This is a genomic window from Streptomyces yamdrokensis, assembly GCF_053890455.1.
Genome location: NZ_JBSSMB010000003.1, coordinates 56,762 through 82,501 on the forward strand (window position 1 = coordinate 56,762; position 25,740 = coordinate 82,501).

Sequence of the window (25,740 nt, forward strand, 5' to 3'; positions counted from 1 at the left end):
TGCTCCTCACCGCCGGCGGGTGAGGGTCTTCATCAGCTCGTCCGGCGCGTCCATGAAGTCGTAGTGGCCGCCGTCGAGGACGCGGAACTCGACGGAGTCGGCGTACGCGCGCCAGCCCTGGAGGTCGTCGAGGCTGACGTCGGGGTCGTCCCGCCAGTGCAGGACGACGACGGGGCACGGCAGCGGGGCCGGCTCCTGCCTGCGGTAGGCGCCCGCCGCGGCGTGGTCGCGCAGCAGCACCATGAGGCCCATCTCGACCATGTCCGGCCGCGGTTCGATGCCCCGGCCGCGGATGAACGCCTCGACCTCGGCGCGCAGTTCGTCCTCGGCCATGGTGAGCATCCGGTCGCGCGAGGCGTCGTGCGGTGCGGGCTGGCCCGACACGAAGAGGCACTCGGGTGCGGGCAGACCGAGGGCGGTGAGCCGGAGCACGGTCTCGTAGGCGGGCAGGGCGCCCGCGCAGTGCCCGAAGAACGCGTACGGCCTCTCCAGCAGTGGGGAGAGCGCTTCGGTGAGGTCGGCGGCGAGGTTCTCGTAGGTGCCGTAGTGGGGGTGGGCGAGCCGGTTCTCGCGGCCGGGGAACTGCACCGGGCAGACCTCGACGTCGTCGAGGGCGGCGGGCCAGGCGCTGAAGGCCGACGCCCCGGAACCGGAGAAGGGCAGGCAGAAGAGCCGGGCGGCGGCCTCGGCGGACGGCGGCCGCACGAACCACGGCGACGCGGTGGCGGTGGCGGTGGGACCGGAGGTCATGGCGTGTGCCGTTTCTGCGCGGCGACGGGGAGGTGGGTCATCCCGGCGATGAAGTACGACCGCAGGTGCTCCGGTTCGCCGGCGAGCTCGATCGACGCGAATCCTTCGAGGAGTTCCTCGAAGAAGATGCGCAGCGTCATCCGGGCCAGGGGCGCCCCGATGCAGAAGTGCGGTCCGAAGCCGAACGCGCCGTGGCGCTTGGCGCCGTCGCGCGTGATGTCGAAGGTGTGCGGGTCGGGGAAGACGGACGCGTCCCGGTTGGCCGAGCCGATCCAGGCGACGACCGCCCCGCGGGCCGGGATGGTGCCCCCGCCGATCTGGACGTCGTCGACCGCGTACCGCATGAAGTTGCAGGCGGCCGAGGTCCAGCGCAGTCCTTCCTCGACGAGATTGGGGATCAGCGTCGGGTCGGCCTGGGCCTTGGCGAACTGCTCGGGCCGTTCGACGAGCGCCTGCACGGTGCCGGAGACGGTGTGCGGGGTCGTCACGTTGGCGCCCAGGAGGATGCTGTAGCCGTCGAGGGCGATCTCCTCGTCGCTCAGCGGGGCGCCTGCGGGGCGGACGCTCATGAGGTGGTGCAGGAGGCTGTCGTCCTCCCCGCCGTCCGCCCGTCGCGTGGTGGCCCAGTCCCGGACGTAGTTGAGGAGTTCGTGGTGGGAGATGGCCAGGGTCGCCGCCTCGCTGCCCACCAGGAAGTGCGGGTCGGAGGGGGCGGTGACCATCGCGGTGAGCTGGACGAGTTCCGCCCAGTCCTTCTCGGGGATGCCGAGGAGCGGGCCGGTGACCAGCGCGGGGAGCAGCAGTGCCCGCTCGGCCAGGTCGAAGGTCTCGCCGTCGAGCGCCGGTTCCAGGAAGCGGCGGACCGTCGCGCGGATCTTGTCCTCCCAGGACCGTACGGCCCGGGCGGTGAGCTTGGCGTTGAGCGGCCGGCGGACCTCGGTGTGCCGGGGCGGGTCGGTGGACGTCATCAGGACGCCGGCGGCGGCGTCGTCCGTGCCGAGGTGGGTGGGGACCGTGCCGCGTTCCGAGGTGAATTCCCGGTGGTCGCCGAGCACCCGGCGGACGTCCTCGTAGCGGGTGACCGACCAGAACTCCCGGCCGTCGGGGAGGACCTGGTGGTGCAGGGGCGCCCGCTCGCGCATCACGTCCCAGATCGGGTGCGGGTCGCCCGTGGAGTAGAGGTCCAGGTCGAACAGGTCGAGGGTGTCGAGATCGACGTCGCGCGCGGGACCCGGCGTGAGCCTCACGTCCCGGCCCTCCCCTGCTCGATCAGCTCGGCGACCTTGGTGGGGGTCCCCGCGAGGTAGAAGTCGCGCACGGACAGGCGGACGCCGTGGTCCTGGAGCACCCGTTCGATGATTTTGATTCCGGCCAGTGAGTTGCCGCCGAGCGCGAAGAAGTCGTCCTCCGGCCCCACCCCGGGGCTGTCGAGGTGTTCCCCCCACAGCTCGGCGATCTCCTGCGCCAGGGACGCCGACGCGCCCGAAGGCCCGGCCTGCGGCTGCGGCGTCTCTTCCGGCCCACCTCGCTCGTGAACCACCTGCGGTGAGGATTCCATTTCCAGCCCTTCCTTCGCACTGTCCCGCCGGCGGGACACATTCTTCGAATGGCCGAATCGAGTGTCGCGTGCGTTCGCCTTTCCGCACACCGCTGCCGACGGTGTGCGGCACCCGCCGACCGGTGGGGTTGAGAGCGCACCGGTACGCCCGCACGCTGACACTTCTGGAACATCCGCTCCCCGGACAGCCGTCCCGCCGGCGGGACGGGGGAAGCGGGAAATCGGCTCGCTTTTCGTGCATGGGGAAATGACCCGACGCCGCCACAGGCTCGGTGAAGCGGCACTGGAATTTCAGTGGAACAGCACTGGAAATGAGGGGGCAACGACGTGGAACACACCGGCATGGACGCGGACGTGGTGGTCGCGGGCGCCGGGCCGACCGGCCTGATGCTCGCCTGTGAGCTGCGGCTGGCCGGCGTCGACGTGGTGGTGGCCGAGCGCCTCGCCGAGCCCACGGGCGAGTCCCGGGCCGGCGGGATCCACTCCCGCACCCTGGAGGTGCTGGACCAGCGCGGGATCCTGGACCGCTTCCTGGTGGAGGGCGAGCTGCAGCCGGTGGGCCACTTCGCCGGCCTGTACCTGGAGTTCGACGAGTCCGAGTCCCGGCACCCCTACCCGCTGATGATCCTCCAGTCCACCATCGAGCGGCTGCTGGAGGAGTGGGCCGCCGAACTCGGCGTGCGGGTGCTCAGGTCGGCCGAGGTCAGCGGTCTGCGCCAGGACGAGGACGGCGTGACGGTCGAGCTGGACAGGCCGGAGGCCGGGCCCGCGACGCTGCGCGCCCGCTACCTCGTGGGCTGCGACGGCGGGCGCAGCACGGTGCGCAAGCTGGCGGGCATCGAGTTCCCCGGCACCGAGGCGACGATGACCGCGCTGATCGGCGACGTGGAACTCCCGGAGCTGACCGAGGACTACGTGTGGGTGCGGCGCACCCCGGTCGGCGACTACTCGGCGATCGCCTTCGAGCCGGGCTGGTTCCGGGTGATCACCTCCGAGTTCGACCGGGTCGCGGGCCGCGACGACGCCGTGACGTTCGAGCAGCTGCGTCAGTCGCTGGTCAGGGTCGCGGGGACCGACTTCGGGATGCGCAACCCCCGGTGGGTGTCCCGGTTCAGCGACGCCGCGCGGCAGGCCGCCGAGTACCGCAGGGGCCGGGTGCTGCTCGCGGGCGACGCGGCGCACATCCACTTCCCGGCCGGCGGGCAGGGCCTGAACATGGGCGTGCAGGACGCGGTCAACCTCGGCTGGAAGCTCGCCTCGGTGGTGCGCGGCCGGGCGCCGGAGAGCCTGCTGGACACCTATCACGCCGAGCGCCACCCGGTGGCGGCGCGCGTGCTGCACAACACCCGGGCGCAGTCGGCCCTGGTGCGGCCCGGCCCGCAGACGGACGCACTGCGCGAGGTGTTCGGCTCCCTCATGGTGTTCGAAGACGTCAACCGGTATCTGCGTCACCTGCTGACCGCGCTGGACATCCGCTACCCGGTCCACGGCGACCATCCGCTGGAGGGCCGCCGGGTTCCCGACGCCGACCTGAAGACGGCCGAGGGGATCATCGGCGTGCACGAACTGCTGCACGCCGGCCGCCCCGTCCTGCTGGACCTGCACGGCAGCCCCGAGGTGGCGGCGGTCGCCGGCGGCTGGGCCGACCGCGTGGACCTGGTCGAGGCGCGCGGCGAGGACGGCCACTGGATCGTCCCGGCCATCGGCGAGGTGCCCGCTCCGGCCGCGCTGCTGATCCGTCCCGACGGCCATGTCGCCTGGGCGGCCGACGAGGGCGGCGCGGGCGGCACCGACGCGCTGCGGACCGCCCTCACCACATGGTGCGGGCCGGCCGCCCACGGCTGACCGGACACTCCTGACAACCGGCCGCCGGGACCACACCGTGGTCCCGGCGGCCTTCGCCGTACCCGGACGTGACACCGACCGGCACCAGCGCCGGGTGCCGGCGGACAGCGCGGCGCCGCCCCGGCGGACCGTGGTCCGCCGGGGCGGCGCGGAAAGGGAAAGGGAGCGCGTCAGCGTGCGCGGGCGGACTCCGCCTCGATCACGTCGAGCACCTCACGGCCGAGATCGACCAGGTACATGTGGTCGCCCGGGAACTCGGCGTAGCTGAAGCCGCCCGTGGTCGCGCCCTGCCACTGCCGGGCCTCCTCCGCGGTGACCAGGCCGTCCCGGTCGCCGCGCAGCGAGGTGACCGGCACCGACACCGGTACGTCGGTGCTCGGGACGTAGGCCTCGTGCATCTCGCAGTCGGCCTGGAGGGTGGGGAGGATCAGTTCCCGCATCTCCGGGTGGTCGAGGGCCTCGTGCCGGAACCCGGCGAACTCCTCGACCCGGGCGAGGAACTCGTCGCCCTCCAGCCCCGCCGCGCGCCTCTCGCGCTGCGTCCACGGCCCCGGTGAGCCGCTGACGACCAGCCGCTCGACGTGCACGCCGCGCGCGCCCAGCAGGTGTGTCAGCTCGTAGGCGAGGACCGCGCCCAGGCTGTGCCCGAACAGCACGGTCCTCGCTCCCTCGCCGAGGTCCGCGGCGACGGCGTCGATCTCGCCCTTGGCCGCCTCGACGACGTTGCGGTACGGCGGGTCCAGGAACCGCCGCTCCCTGCCGGGCAGTTCGACCGACGTCACCCGCCACCGAGCCCCCGCCAGCTGCTGCCACGGGTGGAAGAAGGACGGGCCCGCGCCGGCGAACGGCACGCACAGCAGCGTGGTCCGGTCCCGGTTCTCCTCGGATGTGCCGGGTTCTTTCACAACCGACCCCAATCATGCGTTCGATGGTTCGTCGAACCGGATCCGGGACATCATGGCGCGACGTCCCGGAGTTCCCCGGTCAATCGGCCAGCTTGCGGTTGATCACCGCGAAGATCTCGGACACGGGTGCGGGCATGTGCAGGTCGCCGTGGGTGGCCTGCACGTCGTGCTCCTCGATGGAGCCCTGGACGTACGGCCGCCACAGGGGTGCCCACGACCCCTCGTCCTTCAGCGCCGCGTTGAAGAACAGCACGTCGCCGCCGTAGACCGGCGAGTGGTACTTCGCCATGACGGCCTGGTTGTTGGCCAGTACCTTCGACATGGTGTCCAGGAACTGTTCCTTGTTGTCGGTCTTCACGAACTGGCCGAAGTACTCCTCCAGGTCCGCCCGGTACTCCGCCACGGCCCGGCCGGCCAGTTGCGCGAATCCTTCCTGGGCGGGCAGGGAGTCCAGGATGGCCAGGAACGCGACCTCGTGCCCGCGCCGTTCCAGCTCGGCGGCGATGGCGTGCGCGACGGTGCCGCCGTAGGACCAGCCGATCAGGTCGAAGGGCCCTTCCGGCTGGACGCGCAGCATCTGGGTGACGTAGTCGTCGATCATCTCCTCCACCGACCCCGGCAGCACGTCCGTGCCGTCGAAGCCGCGGGACTGCAGGGCGTAGGCCTGCCGGTCCGGCAGGTGCAGCACGAAGCTGAAGTAGCCCCAGCCCACGCCGCCGCCGCCGTGGAAGAACCACACTGGCGGCTTGTCCGTCTCCGGGACGCTGTTCAGCGCCATCACGACCGCGAACGGGTCGGTGTGCTCGTCGTGAGCGCCGCCGGTGAGGAGCACCACGGCCAGTTCGGCCACCGTGGGGTACTTGATGATCGTGCTGAGGGGCAGCGAGACGTCGAACTGCTTGCGGATGCGGGAGCTGAGCCGGGTGGCCATGAGCGAGTGCCCGCCGAGCGCGAAGAAGTCGTCGTCGATGCCGATCTTCTCCACGCCGAGCAGCTCGGCGAAGAGGGAGCACAGCTTCTCCTCGTGCGCGTTGCGCGGTTCCCGGCCGGCCGCGGTGGTCGCGTGCTCCGCCGGCAGGGCCCGCCGGTCGAGCTTGCCGCTCGGGGTCAGCGGGATCCGCGAGAGGGGGACCAGCGTGGCGGGCACCATGTACTCCGGCAGCCCGGCCCGCAGGTGCTCGGTGACTCGGGCGATCAGCGGGCCGGCCGCCTCGGCGTCGTGGACCTGGCACCCCTGCCCCGCCTGGACCCCGCCGTCGCCCGGCACGGCGCCGGGCCGGGGCACCACGTAGCCCACGAGGCGCTTGTCGCCCTGCTGGTTCTCGCGTACGACGACGACCGCGTTGTCGACGTCCGGGTGGGCGGTCAGTGCCTGCTCGATCTCACCGAGTTCGATGCGGAAGCCGCGGACCTTGACCTGGAAGTCGGTGCGGCCGATGTACTCGACCTGACCGTCCCCGGTCCAGCGCACCAGGTCACCGGTGCGGTACATGCGGGCGCCGGGCTCACCGAAGGGGCAGGCCACGAACCGGCCCGCGGTCAGCCCCGTCTGCCCCAGGTAACCCCGCGCCAGACCCGCGCCGGCGAGGTACAGCTCACCGGCGACCCCGGGCGCGACCGGACGCAGCGCCGCGTCCAGGACGTACACCTGCGTGTTCCAGACCGGCGCGCCGATCGGCACCCGGTCCGCGCCCGGCACGTGCTGCCACGCCGTGACCTCCACCGACGCCTCGGTCGGCCCGTAGAGGTTGTGCACCCCGCAGTTCGGCAGCACCTCGACGGCCTTGTTCGCCAGCTCCGCCGGGAACGCCTCGCCCGCCACCTCGATCCAGCGCAGGCTCTCGCACTCCTTGGCCCCCGGCTCGGCGACGAACGCCTCCAGGAGCGAGGGCACGAAGTCGGCGCCGGTCACTCCTTCGCGCCGGATCAGCTCGGCGAGGTAGGACGGGTCCCGGCGGCCGTCGGGACGCGCGATCACGATCGCCGCGCCGGCCTGGAGCGGCGCGAACAGCTCCGGCACCGACACGTCGAAGCTCGCCGTGGTGCTCAGCAGCACCCGGTCCTCGGCACCCACCTCGAAGTGCGACAGCCCCCACGCCAGCCGGTTCATGATCGACCGGTGCGCCACCTGCACACCCTTCGGGCCGCCCGTGGAACCCGAGGTGAAGATGACGTACGCCGCGTGGTCCGGCGACAGGACGCGCTCCGGGTTCGCGTCCGAGTACGCGGAGACCTCCGGCAGCTCATCGTCCAGGACCAGCAGCGGCTTCGCACTGTCCAGCACGTGCCGCACCCGGTCCTCGGGCAGCTCCGGGTCGATCGGCACGTACGCGGCACCGGACTTCACCACCGCGTACAGCGCCACCAGGAGGTCGACCGAGCGCGGGATCCTCACCGCGACCAGCCGCTCCGGACCCGCGCCCTGCTCCACCAGCCAGTGCGCCAGCCGGTTCGCCCGCCGGTTGAACTCCCCGTACGTCAGCGACTCGCCCTCGCCGACCAGCGCCACCCGCTCCGGATCCCGCGCCACCTGCGCCTCGAAGGCACCCGGCAGCGTGCCCGGGACCACCTCGCGCGCCGTGTCGTTGACCCCACGCACCAGCCGGTCCCGCTCGTCCGCGTCCAGCACGTCGACGTCACCGACCGGCACCCTCGGGTCCGCCAGCACCTGCTCCAGCACCCGGACGAACCGCGCGGCGATCACCTCGGCCGTGCCGCGGTCGAACAGGTGGGTCGCGTACTGGAGGTCGCCGCGCAGCGAGCCCGCGGCGTCCTCGGCCAGGAAGAAGAACAGGTCGGACATGGCGGTCGACGTGATGGCCTGCTCGAACTCCACCTTGAGCCCAGGGAGTTCGAGGTCCCGGCTCGCGAAGTTCTGCCAGGCGAACATCACCTGGAACAGCGGCTGGTAGGCGGCCGAGCGGTCGGGGTTGATCGCCTCGACCACCAGGTCGAACGGCACGTCCTGGTGCTCGTAGGCCGTCAGCGCCTTGTTCCGCACCTGGGTGAGCAGGTCGGTGAACATCGGGTCGCCGGAGAGGTCCACGCGCAGCACCTGGGTGTTGACGAAGCATCCGACCAGGTCGGCCAGTGCTTCGTCGGTCCGCCCGGCGATCGGCGAACCGATCGTCACGTCGTTCCCGCCGCCGAGCTTCTGCAGCAGCACCCCCAGGGCGGCCTGGAGGAGCATCGACATGGTCGTCCCACGCTCCTGGGCCAGCTTCTGCAGCCCGGCCGCCACCTTCGGGTCCACGGTGAGGGGGACCGTGTCGCCGCGCGAGCCGGCCTCCGCGGACCGCGGGCGGTCCAGCGGCAGGTTGAGCGGCTGCGGCACCCCGGCCAGTTCGCCCCGCCAGTACTCGATCTGCGCCGCGGCCGCACTGTCCGGGTCGGCCGCGTCGCCGAGCACCTCGCGCTGCCACAGCGCGTACTCCTTGTACTGCACGGGCAGCGGCTCCCACGCCGGCTCCCGGCCCTGAAGGCGGGCGGTGTAGGCCTCGGCCAGGTCCCGGGCCAGCGGCGCGCCGGAGCTGCCGTCCGAGGCGATGTGGTGGATGACCAGGACCAGGACGTGCTCCTCGGGGGAGCAGCGCAGCAGGCTCGCACGGAAGGGCAGCTCGGCCGTCAGGTCGAAGCGGTGGGAGACGGCCTCGTCGATCGCGGCGGCCACGTTCCCCGGCGTCACCTCGACCACCGGCAGCCGCGGCGACGCCTCCTCGAGCGGCAGGATCCGCGAGGAGGGCTCACCCTCGTCGTCCGTCACATAGGTGGTGCGCAGGATCTCGTGCCGGCCGACCACGTCGCCGATCGCCGCGACGAGGGCCGCCCGGTCCAGGGGCCCGGTCAGCCGGAACGCCGCCGATATGTTGTAGGTCTCCGCTCCCTGCTCCAGTTGGTGCAGAAGCCACATACGGCGTTGCGCGAAGGACAGCGGAATCATTGCTTCACTCCTTTGGCGAACATCTGGCGCAGACTGGGGCGACGGGGAGCAACCGATTCCTCCGACCACGCGGCGAGCGCGGCCACTGTCGGCAGGTCGAAGATCTTGCGGATGGGTATCTCTACGCCCAACTCGGCGCGGGCCCGGCTGATCAGCCGGGTGGCCAGGAGCGAGTGCCCGCCGAAGGCGAAGAAGTCGTCGTCGATGCCGACCGTCCCCAGGCCGAGCACCTCCGCGAACAGCGCGCAGAAGGTCTCCTCGCGCGGGGTGCGCGGGGCGCGGCCGGTCGACACCTGGGCGTGGTCCGGGGCCGGCAGCGCCCGCCGGTTCAGCTTTCCGTTGGGCGTCAGCGGGATCTCCGACAGCGGCACCACCGTGGACGGGACCATGTACTCGGGCAGCCGCCCCCGCAGGTGCTGGGGGAGGTCGGCGAGCAGGGGGCCGATCACCCGGGCGAGGCCGGGGTGGTTGTACCGGGTCCGTCCGGCGACGCCGCTGGGCACGAACGCCCCGTGGACCGTCGGCTGTCCGGCGGCCCGTGCGGGCAGCAGGACGGCGTCGAAGCAGCGCACGTCCGCGCCCGACGGGGTGAGGACCGCGTGCCGGCCCTGCTGCCGCGCCCACGCGGTGAACTCCTGCGGGTCGAGCGCCCTGCCGGACGCGGCGGCCGTGGTCACGACACCGGCGGAGGCCGCGGCGGCGGTCTCGGCGTCCAGCCGCGCGTTCGGTATCCCGCTCACCCGCACCGGGCGGTCGCCCGCCTTGTCGACGTGGCGGCGCAGTTCGTCGAGGCCGGGCACCTGACGGCCCCACTCGGTGGCGGGCACGCCCGCCAGGTCGAGCACGTCGGCCGGTTCCTTGTGCAGGACGGCCTCGTACCGGTGCCGGGTCAGCTCGTTGTGCGCCTGTCCCGGCTTCACCCGGATGTCCACGCCGTCGGCGTGCTCGCGCGCCCACTCGGCGAACCACTCGGGGGCGACCACCAGTTCCCGCTCGGCGAGCAGCGCCTTCTCCACCAGCGTCCGCAGCTCCTCGTGCGAGGCGTGCGGGTGCGCGGCGCGCTGCACCGCGGTCAGCAGGACCCGCAGCGTCGTGGCGTTGCGGACGTCACCGACGACGATCCGGCCGCCGGGCGCGACCAGTTCCATCGCCTGGCGCAGCACCCTGTCCAGGTACTCCACGCTCGGGAAGTACTGCGCGACCGAGTTGAGCACCACGGTGTCGAACCCGGCGCGGGGCAGTCCGTCGATGTCGTCGGCGGGCTGGGCGCTCAGCCGGACCCGGTCGCCGTACCCGTCCTGTTCGGCCTGGGCCCGTACGCGGTCCACGACCGGGGCGGACAGGTCGGTGCCCCAGTACTCCTCGACCTGGTCGACGATCTTCGCCAGCAGCAGGCCGGAGCCCACACCGATCTCCAGCACCCGGCGTGGCGAGAACGCCAGTACCTGGGCCACGGCGGTGTCCCGCCACTCCAGCATCTGCTCGCGGGGGATCGGCTCACCGTCGTACGTGGACTTCCACAGCTGGAAGTCCTCGCCCAGCGCCTCGTCCTCGGAGGCCGTGTAGCTGTCGTCGTAGACCTCGCGCCACTCGTCCACCTGGCCGGCGACGTCGGCCACCGCGGCGTGCAGGGCCGGCACCACGTAGCCCACCAGGCGCTTGTCGTCCTGCCGGTCCTCGTGCACCACGACCGCGGCCTGCGCCACGCCGGGGTGGGTGGTCAGTGCGTGCTCGATCTCGCCGAGTTCGATGCGAAAGCCCCGGATCTTGACCTGGAAGTCGGTCCGTCCGACGTATTCCAGACGGCCGTTCCCGCCCCACCGCACCAGGTCCCCGGTGCGGTACATGCGCGTGCCGGGTGCGCCGAACGGGCAGGCCACGAACCGTCCGGTGGTCAGGTCCGGCCGGCCCTGGTACCCGCGGGCCAGGCCGTCGCCGGCGATGTACAGCTCGCCGTTCACCCCGCGCGGGACCGGGCGCAGCCGCGCGTCGAGGACGTACACCTGGGTGTTGCCGATCGGTCGGCCGATCGACGGGACACCGGAGCCCGGTTCGACGGGGGCCGTCGTCGACCAGATCGTCGTCTCGGTCGGGCCGTACATGTTGGACACCTCGGCGGCCTGCCCGGCCAGTGCTTCGGCCAGGGGCGCGGGCAGGGCTTCCCCGCCGACGAGTATCCGCAGGCCCCGCGCGCCGTCCGGGTCGTCGGTGAGCAGCATCTGCCAGAAGGCGGGGGTGGCCTGCACGACGGTGACGTCGTGGCGGCGCATCGCCGCCACCGCGGCCGACGGCTGGGAGAGGGTCTCCTTTCCCGCGAGCACCACCGCCGCTCCGGAGATCAGCGGGAGGTACAGCTCGAGTCCGGCGATGTCGAACGACACGGTCGTCACGGCGAACAGCCGGTCGCTCGGCGTCAGCGGGAACCGCCGCCCCATCGTGGCCAGGAAGTTCGCCAGCGCGCCGCGCGGGACCGCGACGCCCTTCGGGGTCCCGGTCGACCCCGACGTGTAGATCACGTACGCGGTGTTGTCGGGCGAGGCGGCCACGGCCGGCGGTGTGTCCGGGTACGCGGACCGGTCCTCGGCCAGCGCGTCGGCGTCGAGCACGAGCGCCGGGGCCGAGTCCTTCAGGATGTGGTCGATCCGGGAGCTCGGGTGGTCCGGGTCGATCGGGATGTAGGCCGCGCCGGCCTTCAGCACCGCCAGCAGGGCCACCACGAGGTCCGTGGTCCGGGGCAGGCGGACGGCGACCAGGGACTCCGGCCGCACACCGCGGTCGATCAGCCGGTGCGCCAGCCGGTTGGCCCGCGTGTCCAGGTCCCGGTAGGTGAGCGACCGCTCCTCGCCGATGACGGCGAGGGCCTGCGGTGTCGCCCGCGCCTGCCGCTCCACGGCCGCCACCAGGCCCTGTTCCAGGGTCGGTTCAGTGGTGTCGTTGGCCGTGTGCAGCAGCCACCGCCGCTCGTCCTCGCCGAGCACGTCGAGGTCCCCGACGCGGACGCCCGGGTCGGCGACGACCTGCCCGAGGACGCGCACGAACCGGTCGACGATCTCGGCGGCCGTGTCCTGGTCCAGCTTGTCCCGGTGGTACTGCAGGGCCATCTGGAGGTGCGGTTCGGACGCGGCGGTCAGCGTGATCGGGTAGTGCGAGCCGGCGAACGGCTGCAGCCCGGTGATGGCCACACCGGCCGTGGTGTTGGCCTCGTCGAGGGCGTCCCGGTCGACCGGGAACGACTCGAACAGGACCAGGGTGTCGAACAGCGTGCTCAGCCCGGTGGCCTGCTGGATCTCGGCGAGGCTGTGGTGGTGGTGGTCCAGCAGCGCGCCCTGGCGGTTCTGCAGCTCGGTGAGCAGGCCGGCGAAGGTGTCGCGGCGTTCGCAGCGCACCCGGACGGGGATGGTGTTGATGAACATCCCGACCATGTCCCCGGCGTCCAGGAAGGCGGCCGGGCGGCCGGCCACGGTGGCGCCGAAGACGATGTCGGACCGCCCGGTGAGGTTGGCCAGCAGGACGGCCCAGGCGCCCTGCACGAGCGTGTTGACGGTGACGCCGAGCTGCGCGGCGCGCCGGGTCAGGCCGGGCATGTCCTCGAACGTCACGTCGAGGTCCCCCACCCCCGCGGGTCCGTGCTCCGCGGTCGCGCGCGGCACGAGCAGCGTGGGTTCGTCGACGCCGTCGAGTTCAGCCGCCCACACCCGTGCGGACTCCTCCTTGTCCTGCCGGACGAACCAGGCCAGGAACTCGCCGAAGCTGCGGACGGCGGGCAGCCCGGCCGGGTCGCCGTCGGACGCGTAGAGCAGCATCAGGTCCCGCATCAGCAGCGGCGTGGACCAGCCGTCGTACAGCACGTGGTGGCCGGTGAGCACGAGTTCGGACCGGCCGGGCCCGAGGTCGACCAGGGCCAGCCGGATCAGCGGTGGGGTGCTCAGGTCGAAGTGCGCGGCCCGGTCCTCGACGAGGAACCTCTCGAACGCCTCGGTCCGCTCGGCCGCGTCGGCGGCGCTCAGGTCCAGGTGACGCCAGGGCAGGGTCACGTTCCGCGGCACGACCTGCACCACGTCGCCGTCCGCGCGGTCGACGAACGCCGCGCGGAGGTTGTCGTAGCGCTCCAGCAGTGCCTGCCCGGCCCGGCGCATCCGTTCCGGGTCGACGTCGCCGGACAGATGGAACACGAGCTGCATGTGGTAGACGTCGAACGACTCGTCGGCGGTCAGCATCGAGTGGAAGAGAAGCCCGGACTGCACGGGGGTCACCGGCCACACCTCGGCCAGCTCGCCGAGGCGGGCCTCCCAGGTGTCGATCTCCCCCCGGCTCACCTTCACCAGGGACGCATCGCTCGGGGTGAGCCCGCCGGCGCCGGGGGTCACGGCGTGCCGGGCGAGGGCGGTCAGCGCCTCGACCCACAACCCGGCCAGCTCGGTCACCTCGTCGCGGGTGAGGACACCGGTCGGGAAGCCGAAGTAGGCGGTCAGTTCCTCGCCGTCGCCGGTGCTGGTGGCCACCGCGTTGATCTCCAGCGCGGACAGCACCGGCATGTCCGCGTCCGGCGCGGCGATCAGGTCCCGGTGCGTGGTGTCCGGGGCCCAGCCCAGACCCCGCAGTTCCTCGGGGATGTCCGCGCCGGAGGCCCGGCCGAGGTAGTTGAAGCCGATCTGGGGTTCTCGCAGTCCGGCCAGCGCGGCGGCGGTCTCGGGGTTGAGGTGGCGCAGCAGGCCGTAACCGACGCCGTTGTCGGGCACCGCCCGGAGCTGCTCCTTGACGGCCTTGACCGCGTTCCCCGCGTCCTTGCCCGAGGCGAAGGCGTCCGCCACGTCGATGCCGGCCAGGTCGAGCCGGACCGGGTACATGGCGGTGAACCATCCGACCGTGCCCGACAGGTCGGCGCCGGGGACCAGGTGGTCCTCCCGGCCGTGTCCTTCCAGCCGGACCAGCGTCGAGGAGGCGGCGGACACGCCTCGGCCGTGGCGCCAGCGGGCCAGCGCCAGCGCCAGCCCGGCGAGCAGGCCGTCGTCGACACCGCCGCGGAACACCGCGGGCACCGTGTTCAGCAAGGTCTCCGTGACGTCCGCGGGTACCCGGACGCGCACCGTGTCCACGGTGGCCGTCACATCGCGCGCCGGGTCGGTCTCCCGTGCTCCCAGCACCGCTTCGTCGGTGCGCAGGATGTCCTGCCACACGGGCAGTTCCGCCACCCTCGCCGGGGAGGCCGCCTCGTCGGACAGCGCGTGCACCCACCGGCGCAGCGACGTGCCCACCTCGGTCTGTGCCGGGGTGGTGCGGTCGCCCCGGATCCGCTGCCAGGCGGCGGCGAGGTCCGGGACCAGGATCCGCCACGACACCCCGTCGACGACCAGGTGGTGCAGCACGACCAGCAGCCGGTCCGTGTCCGTGCCGGAGGTCAGCCACACGAACTGCGCCATGACGCCCGCGTCCGGGTCGAGCCGGTCCGCGGCCGCGTCCAGCTCGGCCTGCACGTCGACGTCGCCGCAGGGGACTTCCCGCAGCAGCACGCCGGCGTCCACGCTGCCGGGTGCCTCGATCGTCAGGCCCGGCCGCTCCCGGTCGAGCCGGGAGCGCAGCACGTCGTGCCGGTCGAGGACGGCCTGCAGGGTCGCGACCAGCCCGTCGCGGTCGATGTCCTGGGGCAGGGTCAGCAGCGCGGACATGCAGAACCGGCCGATGCCGCCGCCCAGCGCGAGGACGTGCGCCGCCGTCGGCGGCAGCGGCATCCGGCCCACGCCGCCGCCCGGCAGCTCGGCCAGGACCACGCGCTCCTCGTCCTCCCGGCCCTCGACCAGTTCCGCGAGCCGGGCGACCGTGCGGTGCTCGAAGATCTCCCGCGTGGTGACCACCACGCCGCGTGTCTTGGCCCGCGCCACGACCTGGATGGACCGGATGCTGTCCCCGCCGCTGGTGAAGAAGTCGTCGTCGGCCCCCACCTGTTCGGCGCCGAGGACGTCGGCGTACACCTCGGCCAGGAGCCGTTCCGTCTCGTTGCGCGGCGCCCGGTACTCGGTGCCGGCGAACTCCGGCTCGGGCAGCGCGGCCCGGTCCACCTTCCCGTTCGCGGTCAGCGGCAGCCGGTCGAGCACCATGATCGTGGTGGGCACCATGTAGTCCGGCAGCCTCTCGGACACGAAACGGCGCAGGTCCGCCGCCGAGACGGCGGTGTCCGGCGTGGCCGTGCCGTCCGCGGCGCCCGCCGGCGCCACGTAGCCGACGAGGCGCGCGCTGCCGGTGTGGTCCTCGCGGACCGTGACGGCGGCCTGGCCGATCGCGGGGTGCCGGGCGAGGACTGTCTCGATCTCGGTCGGCTCGACGCGGATGCCGTTCACCTTCACCTGGGTGTCGGCGCGTCCGGCGTACCTCAGCCGGCCGTCCCCGTCCCACTGGGCCAGGTCACCGGTGCGGTACATGCGGGCGCCGGCGGGGCCGAAGGGGCAGGCCACGAACCGCTCCGCGGTCGCCGCGCCGTTGCCGTGGTAGCCGCGGGCGACCGGCCCGCCGACGTACAGTTCGCCGATCACACCGGGCGCGACGGGCGTCAGTTCCGGCCCCAGGACGTAGGCGCGCATGTTGGCCAGGGGCTGTCCGACCGGTACCGCGCCGGTCGAGGCCCACTGCCCCTCGAGCGTGTAGGTGGAGGCGTAGAAGCTCTCGGTCTGTCCGTAGGCGTTGACGACGCGGACGTCGGGCAGGGCGTCCTGGATCTTGCGGACCAGGTCGCCCGGGAGTGCCTCGCCGGCGAGGACGACGGTGTCGACGTCGAGCGCGAGACGGCCCGGGGCGTCCTCGGCCAGCTGGTCGAGCAGCGCGGAGAACACCGTGGGGACGGCGCTGACGGTGGTGCCCGACCAGCTGCCGCGTTCGGCGAGTTCGAGCACGTCGCGGACGATCTCCACGCTCGCCCCGGTGGTGAGCGCGGTGAAGATCTCGAACACGGAGACGTCGAAGTTCACGGAGGTCGCGGCGAGCATCCGGGAGCCCGCCTCGACACCCACCGTCCGGCGCAGGTCGCTGACGCCGTTGACGACGGCGGCGTGCGTGACGGCGACGCCCTTGGGGGTGCCGGTGGATCCGGACGTGAACATCACGTAGGCCAGGTGGTCCGGGCCGATCCGGACGGCCGGGGCGTCGGGGGCGGGGCCGTCGAGGTCCTGGTCGTCGAGGTGGAGCACCGGCGCGCGGCATCCGGCCACGGTCGCCGCCGCCTCGCGGTCGGTGAGCACCAGCGCGGGGTCGGCCGTGCTGAGCAGGAGGCCGACGCGGGCGGCCGGGTACTGAGGGTCGATCGGCAGGTAGGCGCCGCCGGCCTTGAGCACGGCGAGGAGCGCGACCACCAGGTCCGCCGACCGGGGCAGCGCCACGGCGACCAGGGCGTCGGGCCCGACCCCGTGGTCGCGCAGCACCGCGGCCAGCCGGGCCGCTCGGCCCTCCAGCTCCGCGTAGGTCAGGGTGGTCCGGCCGGACACCACCGCCGTCGCGTCCGGTGTCCGCGCGGCCTGGGCGGCGACCAGTTCCGGCACCGTCGCCGCCTGCGCCGGTGCCGCCGTCTCGTTCACCCGGGTCAGCAGGTCCCGTTCGGCGCCGGTGAGCACGTCCACGGAACCGAGCCGCGTCCCGGGGTCGGTGACGACCTGCCGGAGCACGCGCACGTAGCGGTCGACGAGGTTCTCGGCCGTGGAGTGGTCGAACAGTTCCGTCGCGTACTCGAGCCGCCCGTACGCGCCCCCGGACGGGGCCGGGACGATGTTGAGGAACAGGTCGAACTTGGCGGTGCCGGTGCCCGCCGGGAGGGGGGTGACGCGCAGGCCCGGTATCTCGATCTGCGACCACTCGAACTGCCAGGCCAGCATCACCTGGAACAGCGGCTGGTAGGCCGTGGTGCGTTCCGGGCTCAGCAGTTCCACCAGGCGTTCGAAGGGGACGTCCTGGTTGTCGTACGCGGCGAGGGCACTCTCCCTCACCTGGTCCAGCAGGTCGTTGAACGACGGGTTGTGCGACAGGTCGACGCGCAGCACCCAGGTGTTGGCGAAGAACCCGATCAGCTGGTCGAGCTGCTCGTCGGCACGTCCTTCGATCGGGCTGCCGATCGTCAGGTCGTTGCCCGCGCCGAGGTGGTGCAGGAGCACCGCGAGCACGGACTGGGCGAGCATCGGCGCGGTGGCGCCGCGCTCGGCGGCCAGCTTCCCGACCCCGGAGAGCAGCTCCGCGTCCAGTTCGAAGTCGACGTGACCGCCGCGGTGGCCGGCCACCGTCGGCCGCGGCCGGTCCAGCGGCAGCTGCACGGGCTGCGGCACCCCGGCCAGCTCCCGCCGCCAGTAGGCGAGTTGCTCCGCGGCAACGCTCTCCGGGTCCTCTTCGTCGCCCAGCAGCTGCCGCTGCCACAGCGTGTAGTCCTTGTACTGCACCGGGAGCGGCGTCCACTCCGGCTCGTCCCCCTGCTGACGGGCCGCGTACGCCGACAGCAGGTCCCGCAGGAACGGCGCCATCGACGCCCCGTCCGCGGCGATGTGGTGGAACACGAACACCAGCACGTGCTCCTGCGGGGAGAGCCGGAACACGGTGGTGCGCAGCGGCAGTTCCGTGTCCAGGTCGAAGCCCTCGCGCGCCGCCTCCTGTACGGCGGCGTCCACCGCCTCGGCGGCCACGTCGACCAGCCGGAACTGGAGGACCGCCTCCTCGGGCGGCAGGATCCGCTGCTCCGGTGTGCCGTCCTCGTTCTCGGCGATCAGGGTGCGCAGGCTGTCGTGCCGGTTCGCGACGTCCGTCACCGCGGCGGCCAGGGCCGCCGTGTCCAGTGCCCCGTCCAGGCGCAGCACGAACGGGATGTTGTAGGTCGCGGACGGGCCTTCCAGACGGTGGAGGAACCACATCCGTCGCTGGGCGAAGGACAAGGGGATCATCGACGCTTCTCCTAAACGGTCATCTGGCCCAGCTGGGGGCGCAGCCGGGGGCGTTTCGACGTGGCCAGTTCCTCGATCTGGACCGCCAGCTGGGCGGCGGTCGGATTACGGAAGACCGTCGTGACTTTCACGTCGACGTCGAGCTCGTTGCGTATGCGGCCGGTCAGCCGGGTGGCCAGCAGCGAGTGCCCGCCGTGGTCGAAGAAGTCGATGTCGATGCCGACCTCCTCCAGGCCGAGCAGTTCGGCGAACAGCCGGCAGAGGACTTCCTCGGTGTGGTTGCGCGGCCCTCGTCCGGCCGCAGCCTCGGTGTGGTCCGGAGCGGGGAGCGCCCTGCGGTCGAGCTTCCCGCTCGGTGTCATGGGCAGTTCGGCGAGCGGCACGATCGCCGAGGGGACCATGTACTCCGGCAGGTGTTCCCGGGCCCGGTCCGTGAGGGCCGTGAGGTCCAGGTCGGTGTGTGCCGTGCCGTTGCCCGGCACCACGTAGGCGACCAGTCGCTGGACGTCGGCGCTGTCCTCGCGTACGACGACGACCGCGTTGTCGACGTCCGGGTGCGCGGTCAGTGCCTGCTCGATCTCACCGAGTTCGATGCGAAACCCGCGGACCTTGACCTGGAAGTCGGTCCGGCCGATGTACTCGACCTGGCCCTCCCCGGTCCACCGCACCAGGTCGCCGGTGCGGTACATGCGGGTGCCCGGCTCACCGAACGGGCAGGCCACGAACCGGTTCGCGGTCAGCCCGGTCTGCCCGAGGTAACCCCGGGCCAGACCGGCGCCGGCGAGGTACAGCTCACCGGCGACCCCGGGCGCGACGGGGCGCAGGGCCGCGTCCAGGATGTACACCCGGGTGTTCCAGATCGGCGCGCCGATCGGCACCCGGCCGGCGCCCGGCACGTGCTGCCACGCCGTGACCTCCACCGACGCCTCGGTCGGCCCGTACAGGTTGTGCACCCCGCAGCCGGGCAGCACCTCGACGGCCTTGTTCGCCAGCTCCGCCGGGAACGCCTCGCCCGCCACCTCGATCCAGCGCAGGCTCTCGCACTCCTTGGCCCCCGGCTCGGCGACGAAGGCCTCCAGGAGCGAGGGCACGAAGTCCGCGCCGGTCACGCCCTCGCGCCGGATCAGCTCGGCGAGATAGGACGGGTCCCGGCGCCCGTCGGGACGCGCGATCACGATCGCGGCGCCGGCCTGGAGCGGCGCGAACAGCTCCGGCACCGACACGTCGAAACTCGCCGTGGTGCTCAGCAGCACCCGGTCCTCGGCACCCACGACGAAGTGCGCCAGGCCCCACTTGAGCCGGTTCATGATCGACCGGTGCGCCACCTGCACGCCCTTGGGCCCACCCGTGGAACCGGAGGTGTAGATGACATACGCCGCGTTGTCCGGCGACAGAACCCGCTTCGGGTTCATGTCCGGGTACACGCAGACGTCCGGCAGCTCCTCGTCGAGCACCAGCAGCGGCTTCGCACTGTCCAGCACGTGCCGCACCCGGTCCTCGGGCAGCTCCGGATCGATCGGCAGATACGCCGCGCCGGCCTTCACCACCGCGTAGATCGCGACCAGGAGGTCCACCGACCGCGGGATCCTCACCGCGACCAGCCGCTCCGGACCCGCACCCCGCTCCACCAGCCAGTGCGCCAGCCGGTTCGCCCGCCGGTTGAACTCCCCGTACGTCAGCGATTCCCGCTCACCGACCAGCGCCACCCGCTCCGGGTCACGGGCCACCTGCGCCTCGAACGCACCCGGCAACGTGTCCGGGGCCACCGCACGCGCCGTGTCGTTGACCTGGCACACCAGCCGGTCCCGCTCCTCCTCGCCCAGCACCTCCACCGCACCCACCGGCACGTGCGGGTCCTCAAGGACCTGCTCCAGCACCCGGACGAACCGCGCGGCGATCACCCCGGCCGTCTCGCGGTCGTAGAGGTTGCGCTGGTAGTCGAGGGAGAGTCGCAGGTAGGGGTCGGAGGAGTTGAGGGTGAGGGGGTAGTGCGAGCCGGCGAAGGGCCGGATCGCGTCGATCGTGACGCCCGCCGAGGCGTTCGCCTCGACGATGCCCTCGCGGTCGATCGGGTAGTTCTCGAAGACGACGATCGTGTCGAAGAGGGCCGGCAGTCCGACGCCGCGCTGGATGTCGGCGAGGCCGTAGTAGTGGTGGTCGAGCAGGGTGATCTGCCGGTCCTGGAGGTCGGTGATGACGTCGGCCACGCTCTGGCCGGGCCGGCACAACGCCCTGGTCGGGAGGGTGTTGATGAACAGGCCGACCATTTCCTCGGACCCGGTCAGGTCCGCCGGGCGGCCGTTGACGGCGGCGCCGAAGACCACGTCCCGCTGCCCGGTCAGCTTGGAGAGCAGGATCGCCCACGCGCCTTGCAGGAGCGTGTTCAGCGTGACGCCGAGTTCGGCTGCGCGCCGGGCGAGTTCGCGGCCCTTGTCGATCGACAGCGGCACCTCGACCCGGCCGAGGGCGGACGCGTCCCCCTCGGCACGGCGGCCGGCGGCCACGAGGGTGGGCTCGTCGAACCCGTCGAGCTCGGCCTGCCAGCGGGCCGCCGACGCCTCCCGGTCCTGCCGGGACAGCCAGGCCAGGTAGTCGCCGTAGCTGCGGACCGGGGCGAGCCCGTCGGTCCCGGCGTACAGGCGGATCAGGTCCTTGATCACCAGCGGGGAGGACCAGCCGTCGAAGAGGGTGTGGTGGGCCGTGACGATGAGCTTCGCCCGCTCCGGCCCGCAGGTGAGCAGGGCCAGGCGGAACAGCGGCGGCCGGGCGGGGTCGAGCCGGTCGGCCCGGTCGTCGGCGAGGGCCTGGTCGAGTGCCTCGTCCTGCTCGGCCTCGGCGCGGCCGGTCAGGTCCAGGTGCCGCCAGGGCACGGTGACGTGCTCCGCCACGACCTGCACCGGGTCGCCGTCGGCCGCGGTGAGGAACGCGGAGCGCAGGTTCGGGTACCGCTCCAGGAGCGCCTGCCCGGCCGCCCGCATGCGGGCCGGCTCCACGTGCCCGGACAGGTGCAGCACGAACTGCATGTGGTAGACGTCGAAGGTTCCCTCGGCGAGTGCGGCCTGGAACTGGATGCCGGACTGCCCCGGGGCCTGCGGCCACACCTGCTCCAGCCGGCCGTAGCGTTCCTCCCAGGTCTCGATCTCCTCCTGCCGCACCGGGACCAGCGGAGCGTCCGAGGGGGTGAGGCCGCCGGTGTCCGGGCGGGCGGCGTGCGCGGCCATGCCGTGCAGCGCCTCGACCCACAGCCGGGCCAGCTCCTCGGTCCGCCCGCGGGTCAGGACGCCGGTGGCGAACATGAGGGCGGCCTGGAGCCGGGTGCCGTCGGGGGTGTCCGTGGCGACCGAGTTGACCTCCAGCGCGGACAGCGCGGGCAGGTCCGGGTCGGGCGCCGCGATCAGCTCGGACGACCAGGACGCCGGTCCCCAGCCCTGCGCGCGCAGGTGCTCGGGCACGTCGGACTCGGAGATCCGGCCGAGGTAGTTGAAGCCGATCTGCGGCGCCGGGTAGTCGGCGAGCTGCTCGGCGGTCTCCGGGTTCAGGTAGCGCAGCAGCCCGTAGCCCAGGCCCTTGTCGGGGACCGCGCGCAGCTGCTCCTTGACCAGCTTGACCGCCCGGCCGGCCGCGGGGCCGCCGGCCAGGACGTCGGCCAAGTCCACCCCGCGCACGTCGACCCGGGCCGGGTACATGCTGGTGAACCATCCGACGGTGCGGGAGAGGTCGGCGCCGGGGACGACGTCCTCCTCGCGGCCGTGTCCCTCCAGCCGGACCAGGGCCGAGCGGTCCGTGCCACGCCACCGGTTGACGGCACACGCGAGCGCGGCGAGCAGTACGTCGGTCGCGGTGCCCCGGTACGCCGCCGGCAGCCTGGTGAGGACCGCCTCGGTGACGTCGGCGGGCAGTTCCACGCGCACGGTGTCGACCGTGGCCCACACGTCCACCGCCGGGTCGAACGCCCGTGTGCCCAGGGGTGGGTCGGACGCCTCCAGCAGGTCGCGCCAGTACTCCAGTTCGGCCTCGCGCTTCTCGGAGAGCGCCTCGTCCTGGAGCGCCAGGGCCCAGCGCCGGGCCGAGGTGCCGACCGCGGGCAGTTCGGGTGCCCTGCCGGAGCTGACCTGCTGCCACGCCTCGGCGAGGTCCGACATGAGGATGCGCCAGGTGACGCCGTCCACCACGAGGTGGTGCAGCACCACGAGCAGCCGGCCCTCGCCCGAGCCGGCGGCGAACCAGACGAAGTCCGCCATGGTCCCGGCCTCGGGGTCGAGCCGTCCGACCGCGTCGTCCAGTTCCGCCTTCGCCGCCTGAAGCGCCGCGGGCTCGTCCCACCGTCCGTCGCAGTCGACCCGGCGGATCAGGTCCGCCGCCCGTACGGCGCCCGGCTCGCGGACGACGAGGGTGGGCTCGTCGCCGCGGACCAGGCGGGCGCGCAGCAGGTCGTGCCGGTCGAGCACGGCGTCCAGCGTGGCGGCGAGGCCGTCCGCGTCGATGCCCCCGGGCAGCTCCAGCACCATCGACATAGCGAAACGATTCGTCCCGCCGCCGTGTTCGAACACGTGCCGGGCCACCGGCTGGAGCGGCATCGGGCCGACGCCGCCGCCCTCCAGTTCCGCGAGCACGGGCACCCGGCCCTGGCGGTCGGCGGCCGCCTCGGCCAGCCGGGCCGCCGTGCGGCACTCGAAGATCTCCCGCGTGGTCAGGTCCAGGCCCCGGGCGCGGGCCCGCGCCACCACCTGGATCGAGCGCAGGCTGTCGCCGCCGACGGCGAAGAAGTCGTCGTCGACGCCGACCCGCTCCACACCGAGGACGTCCGCGTAGGCGGCGGCGATGATCCGCTCGGTCTCGGTGCGCGGCTCCCGGTAGGCCTCGCCCAGGAACTCCGGCTCGGGCAGCGCCTTGCGGTCCAGCTTGCCGGTCGGGCCCAGCGGCAGCCGGCCGAGGGCCACGAACGCGGAGGGGACCATGTAGTCGGGCAGGCGGGCGGCGACGTACTTGCGCAGTTCGGCGGCCGAGGCCCCGGCCTGCACATCCACGTCGCCGATGCCGCCGGCGCCGTCGTCGCCGACGGCGCCTTCGCCGGTGTGGACGACGTAGGCGACGAGCTGCTTGCCGCCCGAGGGCGCCTCGCGGCCGATCACCACGGCCTCGCTGATGCCGGGGTGCTGGGTGATCGCGGCCTCGACCTCGGCGGTCTCGATGCGGAAGCCGCGCACCTTCACCTGGCCGTCGCCGCGGCCGACGCACTCCAGCCGGCCCTCGGCGTTCCAGCGGGCCAGGTCGCCGGTGCGGTACATCCGCTCGCCGGCGGGGCCGAAGGGGCTGGCCACGTAGCGTTCGGCGGTCAGGTCCGGCCGGTCGTGGTAGCCGCGGCCGAGGCAGGTGCCGGCGACGTACAGCTCACCGATCACGCCCTGCGGGACGGGGGCGAGTCCCGGACCGAGGACGTAGGCCCGCATGTTGCCGAGCGGGATGCCGATGGGGGCGACGTCGCCCTGCGTCCACTCCTCGGACGGGTCGAGGGAGAAGGTGGTGGCGTAGAAACTCTCGCTCTGTCCGTAGGAGTTGACGATGCGCGCGCCGGGCAGGGCCGCGCGCACCTGGCGCACCAGCCTGGCCGGGAGCACGTCGCCCGCGAAGACGACGGTGCGCACGTCGGGGGTCTTGTCCAGGTGGCCGACCAGTTCGCCGAGCACGGAGGGGACGCCGCTGATGACGTGACCGTTCCAGCCGTCCCGTTCGCCGAGCGCCAGCGCGTTCGGCACCAGTTCGGCCGTGCCGCCGGTGGTGAGGGCGGTGAGCAGTTCGAAGACGGAGACGTCGAAGTTGACGGAGGTGCCGGCCAGCATCCGCCACCCGGGCGTCGGGCCGAGGACGCTCGCCAGTTCCCGTACGCCGTTGACGACGCCCCGGTGGGTGATCGCGGCGCCCTTCGGCTTGCCGGTGGAGCCGGAGGTGTACATCACGTACGCGAGGTTGTCCGGGCCGAGCGGCGCACGGCGGCCCGCGTCGTTTGGCGCGCCCCGGGGCGTGTCCCACCCCGCGCGCTGGTCGACGTCGACGGTCTCGAAGCCGCCGGGCGGCAGTTCCCGCGAGGTCGCCGTGTCGGTGACCGCGAACCGGGGGCGTGCCTCGGCCAGCACGGTGTGCGCCCGCCCGCCGAGGTACTGCGGGTCCATCGGCACGTAGCCGGCGCCGGACTTGAGGATGCCGAGCAGGCCGGCCACCAGGTCCTCGGTGCGCGGCAGGGCGAGAACCACCAGGTCCTCCGGCCCGGCGCCGCGCCGGACCAGCTCCCAGGCGATGCCGTTCGCCCGGTCGTCCAGCTCGCGGTAGGTCAGCGTCCGGCCGTCGCACTCGAGCGCCGGGGCGTCCGGGGTGCGGGCGACCTGGCTCTCGAAGAGCTGCGGGACGGTCAGGTCGGGCACCTCGGCGGCACGGTCGCCGGACCGGGTGAGCCACCGCTCGCGCTCGGTCGCGTCGAGTACGTCGACGGTGGCGACCGCGCGCTCGGGGTCGGCCACGAGCCGGCCCAGGACGCGGACGAAGCGCTGCGCGAGGGCCTCGGCGGTGTCCTGGTCGAAGAGGCTGGTGGCGTACTCCAGCCGGCACCGCGCCCCGCCCTCGTTGTCCGGGAGCAGGTCGAAGAACAGGTCGAACTTGGCCGTGCGGGTCTCCAGCCGCTCGACCTCGACGCCGAGACCGGGCAGCTGGAGCGGCGGCACGGGCGGCTGCCAGGAGAGCATGACCTGGAAGAACGGGTTGTAGGCGGTCGACCGGTGCGGGTTGAGCCGCTCCACCAGCCGCTCGAAGGGCATGTCCTGGTTGTCGTACGCGGCCAGCGACCGCTCCCGGACCCGCTCGAGCACGTCGTGGAAGGTCGGGTTGCCGGAGAGGTCGGCGCGCAGCACCCAGGTGTTGACGAAGAAGCCGACGAGGTCGCGCAGCTCCTCGTCGGTGCGGTCGGTGATGGGCGCGCCGATGGGCAGGTCGTCGCCGCAGCCGAGGTGGTGCAGGAGCACCGCCAGCGCCGAGTGCATGACCATCGACACCGTGGCGTCCCGTTCGACGGCCAGCTTCTCCACGGAGCGGAGCAGGCCGGGGTCGATCGCGAACCGGATCCGGTCGCCCTCGGAGCGCATCACCCTGGGGCGGGGGCGGTCCGTGGGCAGGGGCAGCGGCTGCGGCAGGTCGGCCAGCGCCTCGCGCCAGTACTCCAGTTGCCGGGCCGCCAGGCTCTCCGGGTCGGCCTCGTCGCCGAGCACGTCCAGCTGCCACAGCGTGTAGTCCGCGTACTGCACCGGCAGCGGCTCCCACGCGGGGGCGCCGCCCTCGGCGCGGGCCGCGTAGGCCGTGGTGAGGTCGCGGAACAGCGGCCCGAAGGACTCGCCGTCCACGGCGATGTGGTGGGCCACGACGACGAGGGTGTGGTCGCGCGGTCCGCAGCGCAGCAGGGCGGCGCGCACCGGCACGTCGGCGGCCAGGTCGAAGGTCTCGGTGGCCGTCCGGTCGACCGCCGCCGCCAGCTCCTCCTCGGTGACCTCGACGACCGGCAGGCCGAACGGCTTCTCCCCGGACGCCAGCACCCGCTGGTGCGGGACACCGTCGTCGTCCTCGACGATCACCGTGCGCAGGGCCTCGTGGCGGTCGAGGACGTCGCGGAGCGCCGCCTGGAGCGCCTCCACGTCCAGGTCGCCGGTCAGGCGCAGGGAGAAGGCGCCGTTGTAGGTCGGCGAAGGTCCCTCGAACCGGTCCACGAACCACAGCCGGCGCTGCGCGAACGACAACGGGATCATTGTGTCTCCAAAATCGGCGAACCAGTCAGCGGTCGTCAGTCGTCAGTCG

8 protein-coding genes are annotated in these 25,740 nt (G+C 72.9%); 1 reads left to right on the forward strand and 7 read right to left on the reverse strand.

The window, feature by feature from the left end; all coding sequences use genetic code 11:
• Positions 1-6: 6 nt before the first annotated feature.
• Genes ACWZEH_RS34765 through ACWZEH_RS34775 form a run of 3 tightly spaced genes read right to left on the reverse strand, consistent with a single transcriptional unit; the run spans position 7 to position 2,308 of the window.
• Positions 7-750 carry a thioesterase II family protein gene (locus ACWZEH_RS34765; RefSeq protein WP_456200330.1) on the reverse strand — a complete coding sequence of 248 codons (744 nt, stop codon included), beginning with the start codon at positions 748-750 and terminating at the stop codon, positions 7-9.
• A complete protein-coding gene (locus ACWZEH_RS34770; protein ID WP_456200332.1) occupies positions 747-1,997 on the reverse strand; it encodes a cytochrome P450 in 1,251 nt (416 codons plus the stop codon). The genes ACWZEH_RS34765 and ACWZEH_RS34770 overlap by 4 nt, the downstream gene beginning before the upstream one ends.
• Entirely contained in the window at positions 1,994-2,308 is a 315-nt protein-coding gene (locus ACWZEH_RS34775; protein ID WP_456200334.1) for a phosphopantetheine-binding protein, read from the reverse strand. Before ACWZEH_RS34775 ends, ACWZEH_RS34770 begins: the two co-directional genes overlap by 4 nt.
• 342 nt (positions 2,309-2,650) lie before the next feature.
• Between ACWZEH_RS34775 and ACWZEH_RS34780 the strand changes: the two genes are divergently transcribed.
• Positions 2,651-4,153 (forward strand): FAD-dependent monooxygenase, encoded by a 1,503-nt coding sequence (locus tag ACWZEH_RS34780; RefSeq protein ID WP_456200346.1) that lies wholly within the window; start codon positions 2,651-2,653, stop codon positions 4,151-4,153.
• A gap of 170 nt (positions 4,154-4,323) precedes the next feature.
• Here ACWZEH_RS34780 and ACWZEH_RS34785 read toward each other — a convergent pair whose 3' ends face one another.
• The 4 genes from ACWZEH_RS34785 to ACWZEH_RS34800 form a co-directional block, all read right to left on the reverse strand.
• A complete protein-coding gene (locus ACWZEH_RS34785; RefSeq protein ID WP_456200335.1) occupies positions 4,324-5,058 on the reverse strand; it encodes a thioesterase II family protein in 735 nt (244 codons plus the stop codon).
• Positions 5,059-5,137: 79 nt separating this feature from the next.
• Entirely contained in the window at positions 5,138-8,998 is a 3,861-nt protein-coding gene (locus ACWZEH_RS34790) for a non-ribosomal peptide synthetase (RefSeq protein ID WP_456200337.1), read from the reverse strand.
• Positions 8,995-17,904 (reverse strand): amino acid adenylation domain-containing protein, encoded by an 8,910-nt coding sequence (locus tag ACWZEH_RS34795; RefSeq protein ID WP_456200339.1) that lies wholly within the window; start codon positions 17,902-17,904, stop codon positions 8,995-8,997. The genes ACWZEH_RS34790 and ACWZEH_RS34795 overlap by 4 nt, the downstream gene beginning before the upstream one ends.
• Positions 17,905-17,915: 11 nt before the next feature.
• On the reverse strand, positions 17,916-25,691 hold the full coding sequence (locus ACWZEH_RS34800; RefSeq protein ID WP_456200341.1) for an amino acid adenylation domain-containing protein: 7,776 nt from the start codon (positions 25,689-25,691) through the stop codon (positions 17,916-17,918).
• Positions 25,692-25,740 lie beyond the last annotated feature (49 nt).